Origin of the sequence: Pseudomonas sp. YQ_6 (assembly GCF_043103245.1) — a bacterium.
GTDB lineage: Bacteria > Pseudomonadota > Gammaproteobacteria > Pseudomonadales > Pseudomonadaceae > Aquipseudomonas > Aquipseudomonas alloputida.
The window spans coordinates 1-18062 of record NZ_JBICJR010000033.1; the positions used below are offsets into that span (position 1 = coordinate 1).

An 18062-nucleotide genomic window follows, 5' to 3' on the forward strand; every position below is an offset into this window, starting at 1 on the left:
CCGGCATCAGAATATTCCAGCACCTACTCCAGACTACCCTCCCCCATCCTTCCCCAAATCCATCTAGGCTTGCCCCAGGCCTGTCAGTAACAACATATAACAAAAACGAATATGTTTTCTTTTTTAAGGAACATCGTCACAGGCTAGGGTGTACGCCCGTACCCTTCGTAAACTGCTCATGGAGGGCCTACAGCCCGTGCGTAGCCTGTTTGCCCGTTTCTTCCAGCTCGAAGCCGCCAGTGGCCTGCTGCTGATCGCCGCCGCCGTTCTGGCCCTGATCATCAACAACTCGCCACTGTCCTACCTGTACGGCGGCTTGCTCGAGGTACCCGTCGCCATCCAGGTCGGCGCGCTGAACATCGCCAAGCCATTGCTACTGTGGATCAACGACGGCCTGATGGCGCTGTTCTTCCTGCTCATCGGCCTGGAGGTCAAACGCGAGGTGGTCGACGGTCACCTGTCCAAGCCCTCACAAGTGATCCTGCCTGCCACCGCAGCCGTGGGCGGCATGGTGGTGCCAGCGCTGATCTACTGGTTCATCAACCGGGACAACCCTGCGGCCGTGGCCGGCTGGGCGATCCCTACCGCCACCGACATCGCCTTCGCCCTCGGTGTCCTGGCCTTGCTCGGCAAACGCGTACCGGTGTCACTGAAGTTGTTCCTGATGACCCTGGCGATCATCGACGACCTGGGTGCGATCATTGTCATCGCCCTGTTCTACTCCGGCACCCTGTCGAGTGTATCGCTGCTGCTGGCTGCGGCCTGTCTGCTGGTACTGGTGGCGATGAACCGGCTTGGCGTGATCAAGCTTGGCCCCTACATGATCGTTGGCCTGATCCTGTGGGTCTGCGTGCTCAAGAGTGGCGTGCATGCCACCTTGGCCGGTGTCGCCCTGGCCTTTTGCATCCCGCTGCGTACACGCAATGCTGAATCGTCGCCGCTGCTGGCGCTGGAACACGCCCTGCACCCCTGGGTGGCCTATGCCATCCTGCCAATTTTCGCCTTCGCCAATGCCGGCGTTTCGCTGGCAGGCATGACCTTAGACAGCTTCACCCACCCCGTGCCGATGGGCATCACGGTCGGCCTGTTGCTGGGCAAGACCGTGGGGGTTTTCGGCCTGACCTGGGTGGCGGTCAAGCTGCGCCTGGCCGCGCTGCCTGCGGGTGCTGGTTGGGGGCAAATTCTGGGGGTGGCGATACTCTGCGGCATTGGCTTCACCATGAGCCTGTTCGTAGGCTCGCTCGCCTTCGCCCCGGGTAGCAGCGAGTACGCCGGCATGGACCGCATGGGCATTCTTACTGGTTCGTTCTTTGCCGCGGTGATCGGCTACGCCGTCACCGCAATGGCCAGCCGCAAAACCAGCGTTGTCTAACTTGGCTGAGGCATGAAAAAACCCCGACCGGCAGCAGCCATGTCGGGGTTTTGTTTGACTGCGCTACAGTCAGTGCGAAACGCGGCTGGTACCGTCAACTGTCATGATGCGCACGCGTTCGCCAACGCGGAAGACTTCGTTCTCCTGCACGGCCTGTACATAGGCGCGCATGCTGCCATCATCTTCACGAACGGTAATTTCGACACCTTGGGTACGGGTCAGGCCTTCTTCTGCTGCGGAACCCGCCAAGCCACCGGCCACGGCACCGATCACGGCAGCCACGATGCTGCCACGGCCACCACCCACGGCGCTGCCGGCTACGCCACCCACGATGGCACCGGCACCGCCACCAATCGGGGTCTTGGTGCCCTCGATCTTGACCGGACGCAGGGATTCGATGGTACCCATACGCACGGTTTGCACGCGGCGGGCTTCGTCACGAGAGTAGCTGTCACCGGTCAGGCTCGAGGCACAGCCCCCCAGCAGCAGCGACATGGTGGTAAAGGTCGCCACCAGCAAAGCGGATTTACGCATGGGTAAAGTCTCCATAAGTCAGGTGCTCATTAGACGCTGCACATTGACGGCTGTCACGGTACAAACGTAATAAAATTGTTTTCATTCAGCCGGGGTACAGCCTGCCGGGCTGTGTCGAAGGCCTTTCAAGTGAGACCAAGAATAGCCATGGATTACTTCATCGTCGTGGTCACCACCGTTACGGGACTGTATTTCCACTGGTGGCTGTATGTGCGCATGCGTCGCTGGATGGACCGCGACCTGGCGTTGTCGCTGGCAGGAGCCGATCCTGAAAAACGCGCGTTCATGCTGGAAAGGTTGGCGCAGGCGCGGCAGGAGAAGGTGGGGCGTAAGCAACTGGCGGGGTGGTTGGCGCGCGAGGCGGCGGGTTATCCGGGGTAGCTTTGATCGATGGCTGGGGCCGCTTGGCGGCCCCGGTTGCTCAGGGCGCCAGCCGCTCTCGCAGCCACTGCCCATCCACCAGTCGGTAGTTCAACCGGTCATGCAGGCGGCTTGCCCGCCCCTGCCAGAACTCGATGCGCTCGGGCAACAAACGGTATCCCCCCCAATGCTCAGGGCAGTGCGGCTGGGTGTCGGAGAAACGCGTTTCGGTGGCCTTTACCAGGCTCTCCAGCTCTTCACGCCCGGCAATCACGCGGCTCTGTGGCGAAGCCCAGGCCCCCAGGCGACTGCCCAGCGGGCGTACCTGGTAGTAGGCATCCGACTCCTGCGCCGTGACCTTCTGCACCCGGCCCTCGATGCGCACCTGACGCTCCAGCGCCGGCCAGAAGAAGGTCATTGCCGCAAAGGGGTTGGCTTGCAGTTGCTGGCCCTTGGCGCTGTCGTAGTTGGTGAAGAAGGTGAAACCCTGCTCGTCGAGCCCCTTCAACAGCAATACACGGCAATGCGGGCGACCTTCGCCGTCCACGGTGGCCAAGGTCATGGCGTTGGCTTCTACCGGTACCTGCTCGGTTTTCACCGCATCGGCGAACCACTGGTGAAACAGGGCGAACGGCTCCCCTGGTGCCTGGGCTTCGGCCAGGCCATCACGGGTGTAGTCGCGGCGCATATCGGCCAGGGATTGGGTCATTACTGCGGTTCCTTGACGATCAGTTGGTCTTCGCAGGGCTGTTGGCAGCTACTTTCTTGTCAACGGCAGCTTTCTTGGCGGCAGGCTTGGCCGGCGCAGCTTTTTTCTTGGCTGCAGTCTTCGCAGGCGTTTTGGCCTTGGCTACAGGTTTCTTCGCCGCAGCCTTGACGGCCGGTTTGCTGCCAGCGGCCTTAGCGGCTGATGCCTTGGCATCCTGCACCGCCACCATCGAGGCCGGGACGGGTGCCGGGGCGGCCTGCTGGTATTTGGCCAGCAGCGCGACCATGGTGTTTTGCGGGGTCAGCAACATTTCCACGCGGCGGTTCAGGGCGCGCCCCTCGGCGCTGTCGTTGGCAGCGCGCGGCATCACCGAACCCATGCCCTTGAGGGTCAGGCGGTCACGCTGCAGGCCGCTGAGGCGGAAGATGGCCGATACCGAAGCGGCGCGCTCCAGGCTGAGCTTCTGGTTGGCAACGGCGGCACCGCTGCTGTCGGCATGGCCCAGTACCAGCACGGCAGTCTTGGGGTCGCCTTCGACCGTCTTGGCAACACGGGTAATCGGGCCCAGGGACATGGGCAGCAACATGTTCGGGCGATCAGGATTGTACGAGCTGTCCACCGGCAGGGTTACCGCCAGCACGTTGTCACGACGCTCCAGCTCCAGCTTGCTGTCCTTGATCGCTTCGCGCAGCTTGGGCTCGTATTCGTCCAGCCAGGCCTGTGTGGCCTTCTGATCGATCTTCGGCACCACCGGCCCCTTGGCTTGCTTGTCGTCACCGCCAAACGGCCACCACCAGCGGCTGGAGCTTTCGGATTTGGCATCGGCTTTGGCCACGTTTTCAGTGACGGCTGACTTCACTTCCTGCTCGGCAACCTTGTCCGAACCGAAAGGCCACCAGCTGGAGCCACCTTCCTTGGAGCCGTCCGGGGAGTGGCTGGCGCAGCCGGTAACGGCGGTCAGGCACAGGGCGAGTGCTAAGGTTTTATGTGAAGACATCAGCGATACACCATGAAATAGAAAGATATTTTGCCTACGAACTTCAGGCGTTGGCATTGAGGATAGTCAAAGGGGTGTGGCAATACCCGCATTACCCGATCAAAGGCAACCGGCAAGGACGCGTACCAGTTTCTGGGCGCGTGGGTCCATCAGCACATAAGGGCCGAGGGTATTGACCACAAAACCGAAGGCCACATCGTACTCCGGGTCGGCAAAACCGACCGAACCACCGGCACCGGGGTGGCCAAAGGCGCGGGCGCCGAGACCAAAGGTGGCATTGGCCACATCGGGCTGGTCGAGCATGCAGCCCAGGCCGAAACGGGTCTGGGTGAGCAAGGTACGATCCTGGCCAAGGCTATGCTCGCGGGTCAGCTCATCGAGCAGCTCGGATTCAAGCAGGCTGCCGTCCAGCAGGCCGGCATAGAACCCCGCCAGGCTGCGTGCGTTGCCATGGCCATTGGCCGCTGGCTGCTGCATGCGCCGCCATTCCGGTTTGTTGGTGCTGGTCAGTATCGCGGGCGGGTTGGTAAAAGCACGGGTCGACAGCGCCTCAGGCTCGCGCATGGTCACCTGCAGCAAGCGTTGCGCTGCACTGTCTCCAACATTGCCCTTGCCACGGGCGATATGCGCTACACGGTGGAACTCTTCGTCGACCAGGCCAACATGGAAATCCAGCCCCAATGGGCGGGCGGTGCGGGCCACGATCGAGTCGCCAGGGCCACGGCCGTCGGCACGGCGAATCAGCTCGCCGATCAGCCAGCCATAGGTGATGGCGGCATAGCCGTGTTCTGTGCCTGGCGTCCACCACGGTGTCTCGGCTGCCAGGGCATCGACCATGAACTGCCAGTCATACAAGGCTTCAGCCGGCAACAGCTTGCGTATGGCCGGCAAGCCGGCACGGTGGCTGAGTAGCTGACGCAAGGTGATCGACTGCTTACCCGCCTGGGCGAACTCGGGCCAGTAGTTGGCCACCGGGGCATCGAGGGCCAGCTTGCCCTCGCCGACCAGCTGCAGGGCGGTAACGGCCGCGAAGGTTTTGGTGCAGGAGAACAAGTTGGCGATGGTATCGCTGTGCCAGGCCTGCTGGCCGTCCTTGTCGGCACTGCCGGCCCACAGGTCAACAACGGTTTCGCCACCCACCTGGATGCACAGCGCGGCGCCACGCTCCTGGGGATCATCGAACAGCGCGGCAAAAGCTTCGCGCACAGCTTCGAACTTCAGCTCATAGTGACCCTGGATCTGCACCCGCTGCTCTCCGTACGACCATATCCAAAAAGGTGTGCATTGTTTCAGTAGTTGGGTGTTTTGCAAACTGGCTTGGGCCAAGTGGTCGCGACACCAGGCCGCTCTCACTTGAGTTGACTGCATCCACCTGATCTCAGGGGGCCGGTTTTTCCAGCTCGGCACGCAGTTGGTTCATGGTTTGCAGATTGCTTTTGCGCACGGCATCGACAAACCCTGGATAGGGCATATCGGTAATCGCCACCAGCCCGAGGTGGCCGTTCTCACCATCGAGCAGACGACCGCTGGCCGGTTGGTCGAGGTATTGGAACCAGTGCGCGCCAACGATCATCGGCTGCGCCATGGCTGCCTTGAGGAAGTTTGCATAGGCCGGGCCGCGATCCTCTTCCCGCGCCAGCTCCAATGGCCCCGGCCAGAACGGCCCGCGATCACGCGAGCCGAACTGGAACTCGGACACCAGCACCGGCTTGTCCAGCTCTGCCAGGCGGGCAAAGTCGTAGCCGTCCTGTGGCTTGAGGGTATAAAAGTTGAAGCTCAGTACATCGCAGAACTCGGCACAGGCCTTGACCGCCTCCGGTGTACTGACCGCATAGCGGCCCCCCAGGAGCATGTGATTGGGCGCATGCCACTTCAACGAATCGGAAATGGTCTTGAAGTAGGTCTCGGCAAATACCCGCTGGAAATGCTGGTAGTCACGTTCGATTTCCGGGTGCTCCGGGTCAGGCAACGGCGCCTCGAAGCCAGGATCTTCCATGAGTTCCCAGGCGGTCAGTTCGATGCCCCAGGCCTTGGACAACCCTTCCTGGTTGCGATACTTGTCGCGTAACTGCTTGAGGAACGCGCGTTTGGCTGGCACGTCGGTGGTCAGGCGCAAGGTGCCGTAGGCCAGGCCATAACGGCTCTTGGGGTCGCTTCCAGGGGCTGCCCAGGCCAGTTCGTTATCGGCGAAGTAGCCGATGAGCCAAGGGTCGTCACGGTGATCACGCGCGGCGATGGCCACGGCACGCTCGGTGGCCATGGCAAAGCGCGGGTCGAACGGGTCGGGCATGCGGCCCCACCAGTCCATGCCAGTACTGATGCTGGCGTAGTCGCCTACGATCGACAGCGGCAAGGTATACGGCATGCGTCTGGCTTGGCCAAGCGCCGGCTCGCTCCAGTTGCCAACGGTGTTGAACCCCCAGGCCTGAAGGCGATCAAGCGCATGCGCCTGCCAGCGGTCGGCATCCAGCACCGACGGCGCGCAGTTGGCTGGCTCGCCCTCCACTGCGGGCGGACAGGGTTTGCCATAGGTTCGCTGCAGGTTGGCGGCGTAGAAGTCGAACCAGCGCCCCTGCTTGAAATTGCGCCCTTGCGACGAGGCATTGCCATCGTCGTTGTTGCTTTCGCCATAGAACGCGGCCAGTGCATCGCCCTCAGCGGGCAAGGCCTTGAACATGCCTTCGCGCCCGGCGACATACGTACGCCCGCCGTCTGCCGCCACGGCGTTTACCCCCAGGGAATAGAACGGGTGCCCATCCGGCGTTATCAGGTACCAGCGGCCATCACGCTTTTCAGTGCGGAAGAAACCCTTGGCTGCAAAGGCCGGCCCGCCCACCAGGCCACCGTAGGCGTCCAGCTGCTGCTTGCCGCGCTCTGCCAACCAGCCCTTGAGCTGTTGCTGTTCACGGGAATCGGCCGCCTTGAGTTGCTCGTCACTGGATACCTTCTCGGGCCAGTTACCGCGAGTCGACTGGCCATAAACATCAATCAGCTCGTGGTAGGCCGCCCTGTACGCCTGGTCGTCATCCTGGATACCGACACGCTCGATCAGCAGGCTCTGCGCCACCTTGGGGCTGGGGATGCTCAGGCTGACCGAGGTCACCTGCTTGAGGTCGACTCCACCGGCACTGCTGGTCAAAAGAAGGCGCTGGCCACCATGGCTCCAGGGCATCGGCGGGCCGGCGCGCATGCCCTGGTCCAGCGGCGAACTGGCCGTCAGGGGCACCATCACGGTTTGCGCGGGGCCAGCGGGCAGGTCGATACGGCTGGTCAAGGCGCGGCCATCGCTGCTTTGCACTGTGATATCCACGGTCAATGCCCAATCCATGGCACTTTGCAGGCGCAAGGTCAGGAACTGCCCGGCGGACCAGTCCCACAGCCCGCTCTGCGGGCTCAGGCGCAGGGTCGGCTGCTGGGCCGGGTTGAACACCACACGCCGCAACACCTCGCCCTCGGCCGTTTGTTCCGCGTTGTACTGCGGCATGCCGGCATCCACCGTCGCCACATTGACCACCGAAGCCGGGCGCACGAAGCTGAACAGCGTTTGCTGCCCGGCCAGCAAGGGCGAACTGCACAACAAGGCGAATACGGCGGGCAGGGTACGGCGGATCATAAGGCTGAGGCTCTCCTTCAGGACCCTGATGGGCCCAAGACGAGTAATGGACAATGCGCCGGCGCAAGTGCTCCGGCGGTCAGGAAATTTCCCGCCGGAACGGCGGCAGCGCATTGAGAATAGCCTTGCCGTAGCGCTGCGTGACCAAGCGCCGGTCAAGCAAGGTGATAACGCCGCGATCCTGCTCGGTACGCAGAAGGCGGCCGCAGGCCTGGATCAGCTTCAACGAGGCGTCAGGTACGGCAATTTCCATGAACGGGTTGCCGCCACGGGCCTCGATCCACTCGGCCAGCGCAGCTTCGACCGGGTCGTCGGGCACAGCAAAGGGAATCTTGGCAATGACGACGTGCTCGCAATACGCACCCGGCAGGTCGACACCTTCGGCAAAGCTGGCCAGGCCGAACAGCACGCTGTGCTGGCCATCGTCGACCCGCGCCTTGTGCTTGTTCAGTGTTTCCTGCTTTGAAAGGTTGCCCTGGATGAGCACCAGCTTGCGCCAGTCACGGTCCAGACCGTCAAACACATCCTGCATCTGCTTGCGTGACGAGAACAACACCAGCGCGCCACGGGCATCTTCGACGATGTTCGGCAGCTCGCGGATGATCGCCGCGGTGTGCGCTGCTGCATCGCGTGGGTCGGCCTGCAGGTCGGGGACCCGCAACAGGCCGGCATCGCCATGCACGAACGGGCTGGGCACCACGCAGGTGACTGCGTCGCGCGGCAACCCCGAACGCATGCGGAAACGGTCGAACTTGCCCAGCGCGGTCAATGTCGCCGAGGTCACCAGCGCGCCGTGGGCGACGCTCCACAGGCTGCGCCGCAGCATGTCGGCGGCGAGGATGGGGCTGGCGTTGACTTCGATGTCGAACAGCGCGCCACTTTCGGCCAAGGTCAGCCAGCGCGCCATGGGCGGGCTGTCTTCCGGGTCTTCGGCGGTAAAGGCCGTCCACAGCTCCCAGTTACCTTGGGCACGGGTGACCAGGCTGCCGAACAGCGGATACCACTCTTCAGCCTGATGGCTGGCGATGCCGATATTAACCTCGCCGTCCATGCCTTCCTTGAGCAGGTCAGCCAGGCGGGTGAACAAATCGTTGAGGCGTGCAAAGCCCTTTTTCAGTTCGATGCCCACTTCACGAATCTGCTCCGGCACCACCCCACCCTCGAAACGGTAACGCGGGCGCTCACGGCCTTCGGTGTCCTCGCTGGGACGGAAGTCAGCCACCTGTTCACAAAGGGTGAACATGAACTGCTGCTGGGTGCGTACTTCTCGCGCCAGCTCCGGCACCTGCTCGATGTACTTGCCCAGGTCGCCGGGCAGCGGATGCTGGGCCAGCAATTTGGTCAGGTTCTTGGCGGTCTGCTCCAGCCAGTCGGCGGTGGAACGCAGCCGCGAATAGTGGGCGAAATGGCCGATGGCCTTGTCTGGCAGATGATGGCCTTCGTCGAACACGTACATGGTATCGCGCGGGTCGGGTAACACCGCACCGCCACCCAGGGCCAGGTCGGCCAGGACCATGTCGTGGTTGGTGACGATCACATCGACCTTGCCCATGCCTTCGCGGGCCTTGTAGAACACGCACTGCTGGAAGTTGGGGCAGTGGCGGCCGGTGCACTGGCTGTGGTCGGTGGTCAGCCGTGCCCAGTCCTGATCTTCCAGGGCCTCTGGCCAGCTGTCACGGTCACCGTCCCAGCGGTTGCCGGCAAGCTTCTCGATCATGCTGTTGAACAGCTTCTGACTGCGCTCGTCGACTTCGATGCGGAAGCCTTCTTCCTCGAACAACTGAGCCGTGGCTGACTGGGCGTGGCCTTCCTGCAACAGGATGTCGAGCTTGGACAGGCACAGATAGCGGCCACGGCCCTTGGCCAGGGCGAAGCTGAAGTTGAGGCCGCTGCTGCGCATCAGGTCGGGCAGGTCCTTGAAGACGATCTGTTCCTGCAGGGCCACGGTGGCCGTGGCGATCACCAGGCGTTTACCGGCAGCCTTGGCCGCCGGGATGGCAGCCAGGCTGTAGGCTACCGTCTTGCCGGTGCCGGTGCCCGCTTCCACGGCCACCACGGCAGGCTCGCCAGCGCGGCGGCCTTCATCGTCGCAGGCAATGTCGCCAAGCACCTTGGCCACTTCGGCAATCATCAGGCGCTGGCCATAGCGCGGCTTGAGGCTCTTGGCTTCGAGAAAACGCGAATAGGCGCCCTGGATAGTGGCTTTGAGTTCGTTGCTGATCATGGTCTGCAGGCGCCCGGAGGGCTGGATATATTTTCAGTGTTTCGCATGGGGCGGCTATCATACCCCGCTATTGACCTTTCTGCCGCATGGAGATCCGAATGCTTGCCTTTGCCCTGCCCTACACACTGCATGTTCTGGCCGCGCTCGTATGGGTCGGCGGTATGTTCTTCGCCTGGCTGGTGCTGCGCCCGGCAACGGTTGCAGCCCTTGAAGGGCCTGCCCGCCTGCGCTTGTGGGTGGAAGTTTTCCGACGCTTCTTCGGCTGGGTCTGGCTGGCGGTGGCGATTTTGGCGATAAGTGGTATCGGCATGTTGCACATGCGCTTCAGCGGTTTCGAGACGGCGCCCCGGTACGTGCACGTGATGATCGGTGGCGGGATCGCCATGTTTGCCTTGTTCATGCGCATTCAGGCGTTGCTGCTGCCGGAATTGAAGGTAGCGGTGCAGGCCGAGGACTGGCCGACGGGGGCGGCGGTTCTCGGGCGCATTCGGCGGATGGTGGGGGTCAATCTGCTGCTGGGACTGGCCGTCGTTGCGGTGGCCAGTTCGCGACTGGTGATCTGACAGGCGCTGCGTGCAAACAGCAGTGAAGCAGGTGCCACGATGGATGGCACCGGCGTTACCAGTGTTCGTCGGCATGCCCGCTCCTGCAAGGGATCGCAGCGAGAGACGCTGCAAGATCAGCTCACCCGCGGCGCCTCCCGCGGACGGGGAATGGACATGACATGGAAAATACCCGTCAACAGGATTTGCAAACGGTCGAACCAGCGGTGACTGCGCCCGCGCAGGCTGCGATTGAAAAACAGCACTTCAAGCAGGTGCAGGCCAAACAAGACGATGCCTGCGGCATTGATCAGCAGATTGAAGGGCAAGGGTTGTGGCATCAGCTGATTGAACAGCACCACCCCCCAGAAAGCGACCGTCAGGACCTTGCCCAGGCCCAGGATGAACTTCATACCACGCCCCTATAGATAGTTGTCATGTCGAGGTGGCCTGATCGAGCAAACCGTGCGAGCAACATTAACGGCAAGGCCAAGACAGGCGCCAGCACCACTCAGTTGAGGTGCAGTTCCACCCGTCGGTTGCGCGCGCGGCCCTCCTCGGTTTCGTTGTCGGTAACCGGCTCGCTTTCCCCACGGCCCTGGCTGGTGACCTTGCCCATCTCCAGGCCCTGGCCGATCAGGTACTCGGCAACGCTGCTGGCGCGGCGTTCGGAAAGTGCCTGGTTGTAGCTGTCGGAGCCCACACTGTCGGTGTGCCCGATCACACGGACCTTGGCCACTGTCGGTGAATTGAGCTTCGCCACCAGGCCTTGCAGGCGTTGCTGGGCCGCCGGCGTCAGCTCGGCGGAGTCGAAGGCGAACATCACCGCGCCGTTGTCATCGAGGGTGATCACCTCTGGCGAGGGTTCGGGTGCACTGGCAGGTGGCGCGGCCGGGTACTGCTTCAGTGGGCAACCCATGTGGTCGACCGCCGTGTTGGCAGGGGTCTCGGGGCAGTGATCGCGCCGGTCGAAAATGCCGTCACCATCTTCGTCACCGTCCTGGGCGTAACAAATCAGCCCGCCGGCGATGGCACCCAGGGCGCCGCCACCGGCAGCCCAGGAAGAACTCTCGATGGCACCAAGGCCACCACCGACCAAGCCGCCCAGCAGGCTACAGATGGGCCAGGTCCTTTGATTGAGGGGCGCGCTGCCATCGCTGTGCGTAGCGCAGCCCGCGAGCAGGCTGGCAGCCACCAACAGCGGCAATGCCGCCTTCGACGTCACACTCATGCTGAATGCTCCTGTGTCATTGGCCACAAACGGCTGGCCGGCATGAGACGCGCCCGTGCCACTGCTCGAGGCACGGGCGCCCGCCGTCTTACCGCTGGATCTTGATCTCGGTACGACGGTTCATGGCACGCCCTTCGGCCGTGGCGTTGTCTGCCACCGGCTGGGTTTCACCCGCGCCGACCACCGAAACGAAGCTGCTGCGCGGTACGCCGCTCTCGACCAGGTAATCGGTCACCGAATGGGCACGTCGCTCGGACAGTTTCTGGTTGTAGCTGTCGGAACCGACGCTGTCGGTATGGCCGCTGACGCTAAGGCGGGCAGAGGGCGCTTCCTGCTTCAGGCGCGTGGCAATGGTATTGAGGCGCTCTTTGTCACTGGCAGTCAGGCGCGCAGAATCGAACTCGAAGTGCACATCGCGGATGACAATGACTTCTTCCTTCTGCACCACCACTTCTTCGACCACCGCAACCGGCTCAGGCGGGCATCCGTTGGCATCGACCTGCACACCACGCGGGGTGCCAGGGCACTTGTCACGGCTGTCTGGCACGCCGTCGCCATCCTCGTCGCCATCGCCATGGGCCCAGCAATAGCCCGCCGCCAGGCCACCGCCCAGCAACGCACCCCAGCCAGCCCAGCTGGAGCTTTCGATGGCGCCCAGGGCGGCGCCGCCTACACCCCCGACGGCGGCACATTTCGGCCAGTCGGTTTTTTGCAAACCTGCACAACCAGTCAACACACTGGTGAGCAGTACCAGGGGTAACGCTGTGCGTACTATGCTCATTTCATTGCTTCTCCTAGGGGGAATCGGCATAAGGCCGATCTCTGGGAGTAAAGACCGCGCATTCCAACCCTGCCAGCAATAAGCTACGACACGGTCACATGCCTCTTTGCCCGCACGCCGCAGCCCGCTAGTCTTGGATGACTTGAACGAGGAATGGCAATGACCGAAGGTTTCTCCACACGCACCCCGCAACAGGCCCTGGCAGCCCTGCTCGAACGCTTCACTCCACATCGGCTACTGCTGGTAGGTACGCGCTTTCCGGCGCTGGACGCCTTCGCCCAGGCACACCCCCAGGTCACCATCGACACCGCCGCCCCTGGCCCGCTGCCGGCCGAACTGGCCGCCAAGCGCTTTGACCTGGCGGTACTGGTGGACTGCCTGGAACACCTGCCCAAGCGCACCGGCCTGGAGCTGCTCGGCGGCATTCGCAACCTCAATGCCAGCCGGGTTGCAGTGCTGGCCGACTTGGCTGCCTGCGGCTGGCAGGACACCGACTTTTTCGCCCTGGCCATGTCGGCCAGCGAGAAATTCTGCCGTGACCAACAGGTTTTGAGCCTGTTCACCTATGATCTACATGACTATAAGCAGGTCCCGGACTGGCTCAATGCCAGGTTCTGGGCCAACCCTGAAAACTTCGGCAAGTACTGGTGGTGATGATGAGTGTCTCGGTCTGCCCTTGTGGCAGTGGCAACCTGCTTGAAGCCTGCTGCGGGCATTACCATGCCGGTACCCCGGCACCGGATGCCCAGGCCCTGATGCGCTCACGCTACAGTGCCTACGTGCTGGGCCTTATTGACTACCTGGTAGCCACCACCCTACCGGCCCAGCAAGCCGGCCTGGACCGTGCTGCCATGGCCGACTGGAGTGCACAGAGCACCTGGCTGGGCCTGGAGGTGGAAAGCGCAGAAGTGCTGGGCGGCCAACCCGAGCACAGTTTCGTCACCTTCACCGCACGCTGGCACGACCAAGACGGCGATCATCAGCACCGCGAACGCTCGGCGTTCGTCCAGCATGCCGGCCGCTGGTATTTCATCGACCCAATGGTCGGGCTGAAGGCCGGGCGCAACGACCCCTGCCCCTGCGCCAGCGGGCACAAATTCAAGAAATGCTGCGCCAGCTACGTAGGGAGCTGAACATGATCAAGCGCACCCGTCTGCTACTGCTCGGTGCGCTGCTGGCATGGCTGACGGGCTGTGCGAGTTGGGGCGAGGACTGGCGCGAACCCGAAGTGCATCTGGTCGAGGTCGAAACGGTCAAGGCCAGGTTGCTGGAACAGGAGTTCGTGTTGCACCTGCGGGTCGATAACCCCAATGACAGCCGCCTGTTCATTCGCAACGTGTCGTATGCAATACGCCTCAATGACCTGCTACTGGTGCAGGATGAAGCCAGCGTATGGCGCAGCGTGGGCGGGCATGCAGGGCGCACTTTCAAGATCACCGCACGAACCAACCTGTGGCAGCACCTGAAGCCACTGGCCAAGCTGCTCAGAAGCAAGCAGCCCCTGCATTACACCCTGCAGGGCGAACTGGCGACCGGGTTGCTCATCCATCGGGACCTGCACATCTCGCGCAGTGGTGAGATAATCCCCGACGATTACCTACCGGAGTAACCCTGCAATGTCCCAACAACCCCACGTTCATGGCCCTGACTGCAACCATGACCATGATCACCACCACGACCACGGCCATGTACACGGCCCGCACTGCAACCACGGCCACCAGGAGCCGGTACGCAACGCCCTGAAGGACGTTGGCCGTAACGACCCGTGCCCGTGCGGTAGCGAGAAGAAGTACAAGAAGTGCCACGGTGCCTGATCGACTGACGCGATAAAAATCTGAGAGATGGCACTGTGGGAGCGGGCTTCGCCCGGGAACACGGGCGAAGCCCGTGCCATCCACCGCGTCGCCTGCTTCGCGGGCTTGCCCGCTCCCACAGGTACCGTGCCAGCCTCTGGACCATGGGCCTGACACAGGTGGCTACGCGGCCTTTCGCCGGTTAGCCCCCAGCAAATCCTGATACCAGAGGCCGGCATCATAGGCGATGGTCACCAGGGTGGTCTCGACATACCGCGGGTGCTGGGCCATGCGCTGGGCAACCGCCAGGCAGGCAGCGGCTGTATTACCGACGAAAATGCCACTCTGCATGTAGAACCAGCGCTGAGCAGCCAGCATCTCTGCGTGCTGCACCTGGGCCCGCTCGTCCACCAGCGACCAGTCCATGAACGGCGGGCAAACGCCCACGGCCATGCCTTCAAAACGATGATCGGCGAACACGCCAGCCCTCGAATCACAGCCATTGGGGTCGACCAACACCGTCGACACCTCGAAGCCATGGTCTTTCAGCCCCAGGGTGATACCCGTGAAACTGGCGCCAGTACCCGCACAGCCCACGAACAGGATCTGCCGCCCAGCACCGGCGTTGGTCAGTTGCACGGCCAGTTCACTGGCGGTCTGATAACGATGGGCTTCGATGCCCACCGGGTTGTTGAACTGGTCGGTATAGAAGTATGACTTGCCCAGCGCGGCCTGGTTATCCAGGTGATGCATCACCACGTCCTTGGGTGTGGCACCGGCCATCAGCATTTCCTTGCCGATCAGTCGGGCACCGAAACACTCCAGCAGATCCCGCTTGGTCTGACTGAAGCTCAGCCCGACCGCCAGCTCTACGGCGACCTGGTACTTGTGGCAGGCCGCCAGCAAGCCAAAGCCGAAGCTGCCACCGGTTTTTTCGATGACGGTCGTCACCCCGGGAATGATCTCACCCTTGCGCACGGCATGTTCGACGATCCGCCGCGCCGCCCGGTATTTGTGGCTTCCGCCCAGGTTGTTCATTTCCAGCTTGGTGTAGATACGATCGCTGACACTGATGAGCTCGCTCATTTGCGGCTACCTTCCATTGAAGTTTGCAGGCCGACCTTGTTCTGCAGCAGGCCGGCAGTGGCAACCAGCAGCCCCAGGCAGAGGACCATGCAGATGGCGTTGGTACCGTCCCAGCCGACCGAGCTGAGCAACAGCGAAGGGCTGAATGCGCCGAGGGTGGCAAAAATGGCGATGGCCAAGTCGTTCTTGCCCTGCATCTGCATCGCTGCCGGGCTGTTCTGCAGTGACTGGGCCAGCAAGGCACCTCCGCCTACATAAGTGAGGTTCCAGCCCAGCCCGAGGGCAATCAGTGCCAGGGTCATCATGGCGTAGCTGTGCGACCAGATATTCATCGCCGAGCAACCGATCAACAGGGCCAGGCCCGCGCAAATGGTGGTCTTGATACCCAGCCGCTGGATGATGGCGCCGGTGAAGAACGACGGGGCAAACATGGCAATCACATGCCACTGGATCGCCAGGCGGACGTCAGTGAAGTCCTCGTGCATGTGTTTCATGTGCATCGAGGCCTGGATCATCAGCAGGTTCATGATCCCGTAGCCCAGCGCAGCGACAGCCATTGCCACAACCACGCTCGGGCCTGCCGGCTCGGCACGGACACTGGCCGGCTTTGCTGCGCTGTTGACCGCGCTGGCCATACCGGCATCGTTGGGCAGGCAAAGCGCAATCAACAATGAAAGCAACGCCAGGCCGACAAACGCGGCATAACACAGCGAAAACAGTGGGTAGCCACCCACGTCACGCAGCCATTCGGTAAGCGTCGGCCCGACGACAGCCGCGATGACCCCGCCCGCCACGACCAGCGAAAGCGCCTTGGGCTTCAAGGCCTGGGAAAGATTGTCGGTTGCGGCGAACCGGTTGAAGTTGGCGAACGCGATGTACACACCCAATGCAGAGTGGCTGAGGACCAGCGTTGGAAAATGCTGGTGCTCCACCGCCAGAAAGCCGCTGACGCCAGACAGCGCCAGGGGAATCGCGCCCAGCATGAACGCCTTTTTACGGCCGATACGGCTCATCAGCCTGGAGACCGGATAAGTTGCCAGCATCAGGCACAGAAACTGGAACCCGTACGGCACCGTGGACCATGCGGCATCAGGCGCCAGCGCAGCCCCGACAATGGCGGCCATCGTCACCGACATCACGGCAGTCGTCAGGTTGATCGACTGTGCAGTGAAGTACAGGTACGTGCGCCGCGGTAACGTGCTGTTCATAGTGCGTGCTCGTGATAAGTGGACAGGTCGATTTCGGCCTCGGGGAACACGCAGATCAGCCGTTCCTTGCCTTTACCCAGGCGTTTGCGCTTGACGCCAAGGCGCCCGATGCGCCGAGGCGAATCGAGGTGCGTGCCACCGCACGGGATTTCGATGCCGTTGTAGGTCCACAAACGCGCGTCTTCCAGGCCTTGAACCGCGTAGTGCTCGATGGGCGCATCGCAGCCAATCAGTTCATTCGCCCGTCGTTCTATTTCAAGTACGTCTTCAGCCGTGAACGCGTCCTCGACCAGGAAGTCGAAACGTGCCGTGTCCTCCTTGATATGGCAGCCGATAGTCCATTGCTTCAGTTCTTCACGCAGCCCGATGGCGGCGGCGTACAGAAAGTGGCTGGCACTGTGAGACAACGTCAGCCGTTCGCGCCGTTCAATATCGATGGTGACGCGGGCCGGCATGCCTACGGTGACTTCATCCAACAGGTGTAAATCATCCGGGTGCAGGCTGTGAATAATAATGCCGCCCAGTTTTCCGCCTTTGAAACCGTCCAGGCGAATAGGGCTACCGTAGAGTTTTTTAACCCAGACAAATCGCACGGTACCCACCGGTAATTCAATGGTGCCGAAGTCCGCTTCCTGGCCGCCTCCTTCCGGATAGGCCACCGTACTCAGCAACTCGATGCCGTCACTGTGCACCCGCGCTACTTGCGTATTCGCGCCCGCCAGGTACTGGTCTTTGTAATACAGTTTTTCGGTATTTCTTAAAACTTCATAGTTCAGAGCGTTCATGATTCCAATACCACCTGCAATGATGTTTTAACCTGTACCCGGGCAGCGGCCGGGACGTCTTTGGTCACAATGCAGCCCGGCCCGATAAACGCACCGTCACCGACATGAATTGCGCCCAGCACACTGGCGAAAGCGCCGATCTGCACCCGGTTACCCAACGTCGGATGCCTGGGGCTGGAGGGGTTGTCACTGATACCGCGGGCGCCCAGGGTTACGCCGCCAAGCACGTAGCAATCGTCACCAATGGTCGACGTTTCACCAATGACGGTGCCCATGCCGTGATCGATGATGAAGCGCGCACCAATGCGGCTGCGGAAATGGATCTCCGCCCCCGAAAGCATTTTTCCGCGCCTGGAGATCATGGCGGCCAGGCATTGACCGCCGGCGCCGTAGGTCGCGGCGCTATTGTTGTAGATCCAATGGGCAAGCCGATAATGCAAAACCGCAGAATAAGAGGTGTAGGTTTTTGCAACGAATACCAGGTCGCGGCCGGCAGCCGGATCTTTCATGGCAAATGCCTGTAAATCGGCATGTGCCTGTTCAGTCACATGTTCTATGACTGTTGTTTCCTTCAGTGCTTCGAACTCGACGATTGAACAACACTCCAATAACGCCGAGGTCACAAGATTCTTTACAACTTTGAATGACTCCAGTTCGTCAGGGACAGGAAGCCTGGCAATGACGGCTGATTGCATGTCCATAGGGTGCATGGGCTTGATATCCAGTTGTCTGGTCTGCACAGACGCTAAAAGTGCCGCCTTTGTTGGCAGCCGAAAGTTCCGACACGGGGATATTGGCATGTGCTGGCCATTTGCAAACGAACAGTC

The 18062-nt window shown here is 62.0% G+C and carries 20 protein-coding genes; 7 read left to right on the forward strand and 13 right to left on the reverse strand.

The genetic code is table 11. The features are described from left to right. Positions 1-178: 178 nt before the first annotated feature. Positions 179-1372 (forward strand): Na+/H+ antiporter NhaA, encoded by a 1194-nt coding sequence (gene nhaA / locus ACF8FG_RS10630; protein ID WP_026031914.1) that lies wholly within the window; start codon positions 179-181, stop codon positions 1370-1372. Positions 1373-1441: 69 nt separating this feature from the next. Here the strand turns inward: nhaA and ACF8FG_RS10635 are convergent, their stop codons facing one another. Continuing rightward, complete coding sequence (locus tag ACF8FG_RS10635; RefSeq protein ID WP_003254883.1) at positions 1442-1906, reverse strand: glycine zipper 2TM domain-containing protein; 465 nt, start codon at positions 1904-1906, stop codon at positions 1442-1444. A 147-nt stretch (positions 1907-2053) separates the two neighbouring features. Between ACF8FG_RS10635 and ACF8FG_RS10640 the strand changes: the two genes are divergently transcribed. Next, positions 2054-2287: a hypothetical protein gene (locus ACF8FG_RS10640; RefSeq protein WP_014589944.1), complete on the forward strand. Its 234-nt coding sequence runs from the start codon at positions 2054-2056 to the stop codon at positions 2285-2287. A 40-nt stretch (positions 2288-2327) separates the two neighbouring features. Here the strand turns inward: ACF8FG_RS10640 and pdxH are convergent, their stop codons facing one another. The 5 genes from pdxH to dinG all read right to left on the reverse strand — a co-directional run bounded on the left by pdxH (position 2328) and on the right by dinG (position 9809). Beyond that, a complete protein-coding gene (gene pdxH / locus ACF8FG_RS10645; protein ID WP_134697453.1) occupies positions 2328-2975 on the reverse strand; it encodes a pyridoxamine 5'-phosphate oxidase in 648 nt (215 codons plus the stop codon). Positions 2976-2994: 19 nt separating this feature from the next. Next, positions 2995-3972: an OmpA family protein gene (locus ACF8FG_RS10650; RefSeq protein ID WP_070383536.1), complete on the reverse strand. Its 978-nt coding sequence runs from the start codon at positions 3970-3972 to the stop codon at positions 2995-2997. A gap of 99 nt (positions 3973-4071) precedes the next feature. After that, the gene (locus ACF8FG_RS10655; RefSeq protein WP_014589941.1) at positions 4072-5217 is read right to left on the reverse strand and encodes an EstA family serine hydrolase; all 1146 of its coding nucleotides are present in this window, start codon (positions 5215-5217) and stop codon (positions 4072-4074) included. A 133-nt stretch (positions 5218-5350) separates the two neighbouring features. After that, positions 5351-7585, reverse strand: coding sequence for a beta-galactosidase (locus ACF8FG_RS10660; RefSeq protein ID WP_119714093.1), 2235 nt, complete (start codon positions 7583-7585; stop codon positions 5351-5353). Positions 7586-7664: 79 nt separating this feature from the next. Beyond that, complete coding sequence (gene dinG / locus ACF8FG_RS10665; RefSeq protein WP_003254889.1) at positions 7665-9809, reverse strand: ATP-dependent DNA helicase DinG; 2145 nt, start codon at positions 9807-9809, stop codon at positions 7665-7667. Positions 9810-9907: 98 nt separating this feature from the next. Here dinG and ACF8FG_RS10670 point away from each other — a divergent pair, with 98 nt between their 5' ends. Next, positions 9908-10372: a CopD family protein gene (locus ACF8FG_RS10670; protein WP_014589939.1), complete on the forward strand. Its 465-nt coding sequence runs from the start codon at positions 9908-9910 to the stop codon at positions 10370-10372. A gap of 116 nt (positions 10373-10488) precedes the next feature. Here ACF8FG_RS10670 and ACF8FG_RS10675 read toward each other — a convergent pair whose 3' ends face one another. The 3 genes from ACF8FG_RS10675 to ACF8FG_RS10685 form a co-directional block, all read right to left on the reverse strand. Then, positions 10489-10764: a DUF1145 domain-containing protein gene (locus ACF8FG_RS10675; RefSeq protein WP_014589938.1), complete on the reverse strand. Its 276-nt coding sequence runs from the start codon at positions 10762-10764 to the stop codon at positions 10489-10491. A gap of 98 nt (positions 10765-10862) precedes the next feature. After that, on the reverse strand, positions 10863-11582 hold the full coding sequence (locus tag ACF8FG_RS10680) for an OmpA family protein (protein WP_014589937.1): 720 nt from the start codon (positions 11580-11582) through the stop codon (positions 10863-10865). An 88-nt stretch (positions 11583-11670) separates the two neighbouring features. Beyond that, entirely contained in the window at positions 11671-12363 is a 693-nt protein-coding gene (locus ACF8FG_RS10685; protein ID WP_010952284.1) for an OmpA family protein, read from the reverse strand. Between the two features lie 159 nt (positions 12364-12522). On the opposite strand from ACF8FG_RS10685, the gene ACF8FG_RS10690 reads away from it, so the two are divergent. The 4 genes from ACF8FG_RS10690 to ACF8FG_RS10705 are packed head-to-tail and all read left to right on the forward strand — an operon-like array spanning position 12523 to position 14177. After that, positions 12523-13017 carry a DUF6231 family protein gene (locus tag ACF8FG_RS10690; RefSeq protein ID WP_019438154.1) on the forward strand — a complete coding sequence of 165 codons (495 nt, stop codon included), beginning with the start codon at positions 12523-12525 and terminating at the stop codon, positions 13015-13017. A gap of 2 nt (positions 13018-13019) precedes the next feature. Continuing rightward, a complete protein-coding gene (locus ACF8FG_RS10695) occupies positions 13020-13496 on the forward strand; it encodes a YchJ family protein (protein ID WP_026031913.1) in 477 nt (158 codons plus the stop codon). A 2-nt stretch (positions 13497-13498) separates the two neighbouring features. Next, positions 13499-13972 (forward strand): LEA type 2 family protein, encoded by a 474-nt coding sequence (locus tag ACF8FG_RS10700; RefSeq protein WP_014589934.1) that lies wholly within the window; start codon positions 13499-13501, stop codon positions 13970-13972. A 7-nt stretch (positions 13973-13979) separates the two neighbouring features. After that, positions 13980-14177: an SEC-C metal-binding domain-containing protein gene (locus ACF8FG_RS10705; protein ID WP_003254900.1), complete on the forward strand. Its 198-nt coding sequence runs from the start codon at positions 13980-13982 to the stop codon at positions 14175-14177. A gap of 162 nt (positions 14178-14339) precedes the next feature. Here the strand turns inward: ACF8FG_RS10705 and ACF8FG_RS10710 are convergent, their stop codons facing one another. From ACF8FG_RS10710 to ACF8FG_RS10725, 4 genes are read right to left on the reverse strand one after another with little or no spacing between them, the layout of a single operon-like run. Continuing rightward, entirely contained in the window at positions 14340-15242 is a 903-nt protein-coding gene (locus ACF8FG_RS10710) for a pyridoxal-phosphate dependent enzyme (protein WP_392518772.1), read from the reverse strand. Further along, positions 15239-16450 (reverse strand): MFS transporter, encoded by a 1212-nt coding sequence (locus ACF8FG_RS10715; protein WP_014589932.1) that lies wholly within the window; start codon positions 16448-16450, stop codon positions 15239-15241. The genes ACF8FG_RS10710 and ACF8FG_RS10715 overlap by 4 nt, the downstream gene beginning before the upstream one ends. Beyond that, positions 16447-17235, reverse strand: a complete 789-nt coding sequence (locus ACF8FG_RS10720) for an alanyl-tRNA editing protein (protein ID WP_014589931.1) — start codon at positions 17233-17235, stop codon at positions 16447-16449. Before ACF8FG_RS10720 ends, ACF8FG_RS10715 begins: the two co-directional genes overlap by 4 nt. Continuing rightward, positions 17232-17945: a serine O-acetyltransferase gene (locus tag ACF8FG_RS10725; protein WP_026031912.1), complete on the reverse strand. Its 714-nt coding sequence runs from the start codon at positions 17943-17945 to the stop codon at positions 17232-17234. Before ACF8FG_RS10725 ends, ACF8FG_RS10720 begins: the two co-directional genes overlap by 4 nt. Positions 17946-18062 lie beyond the last annotated feature (117 nt).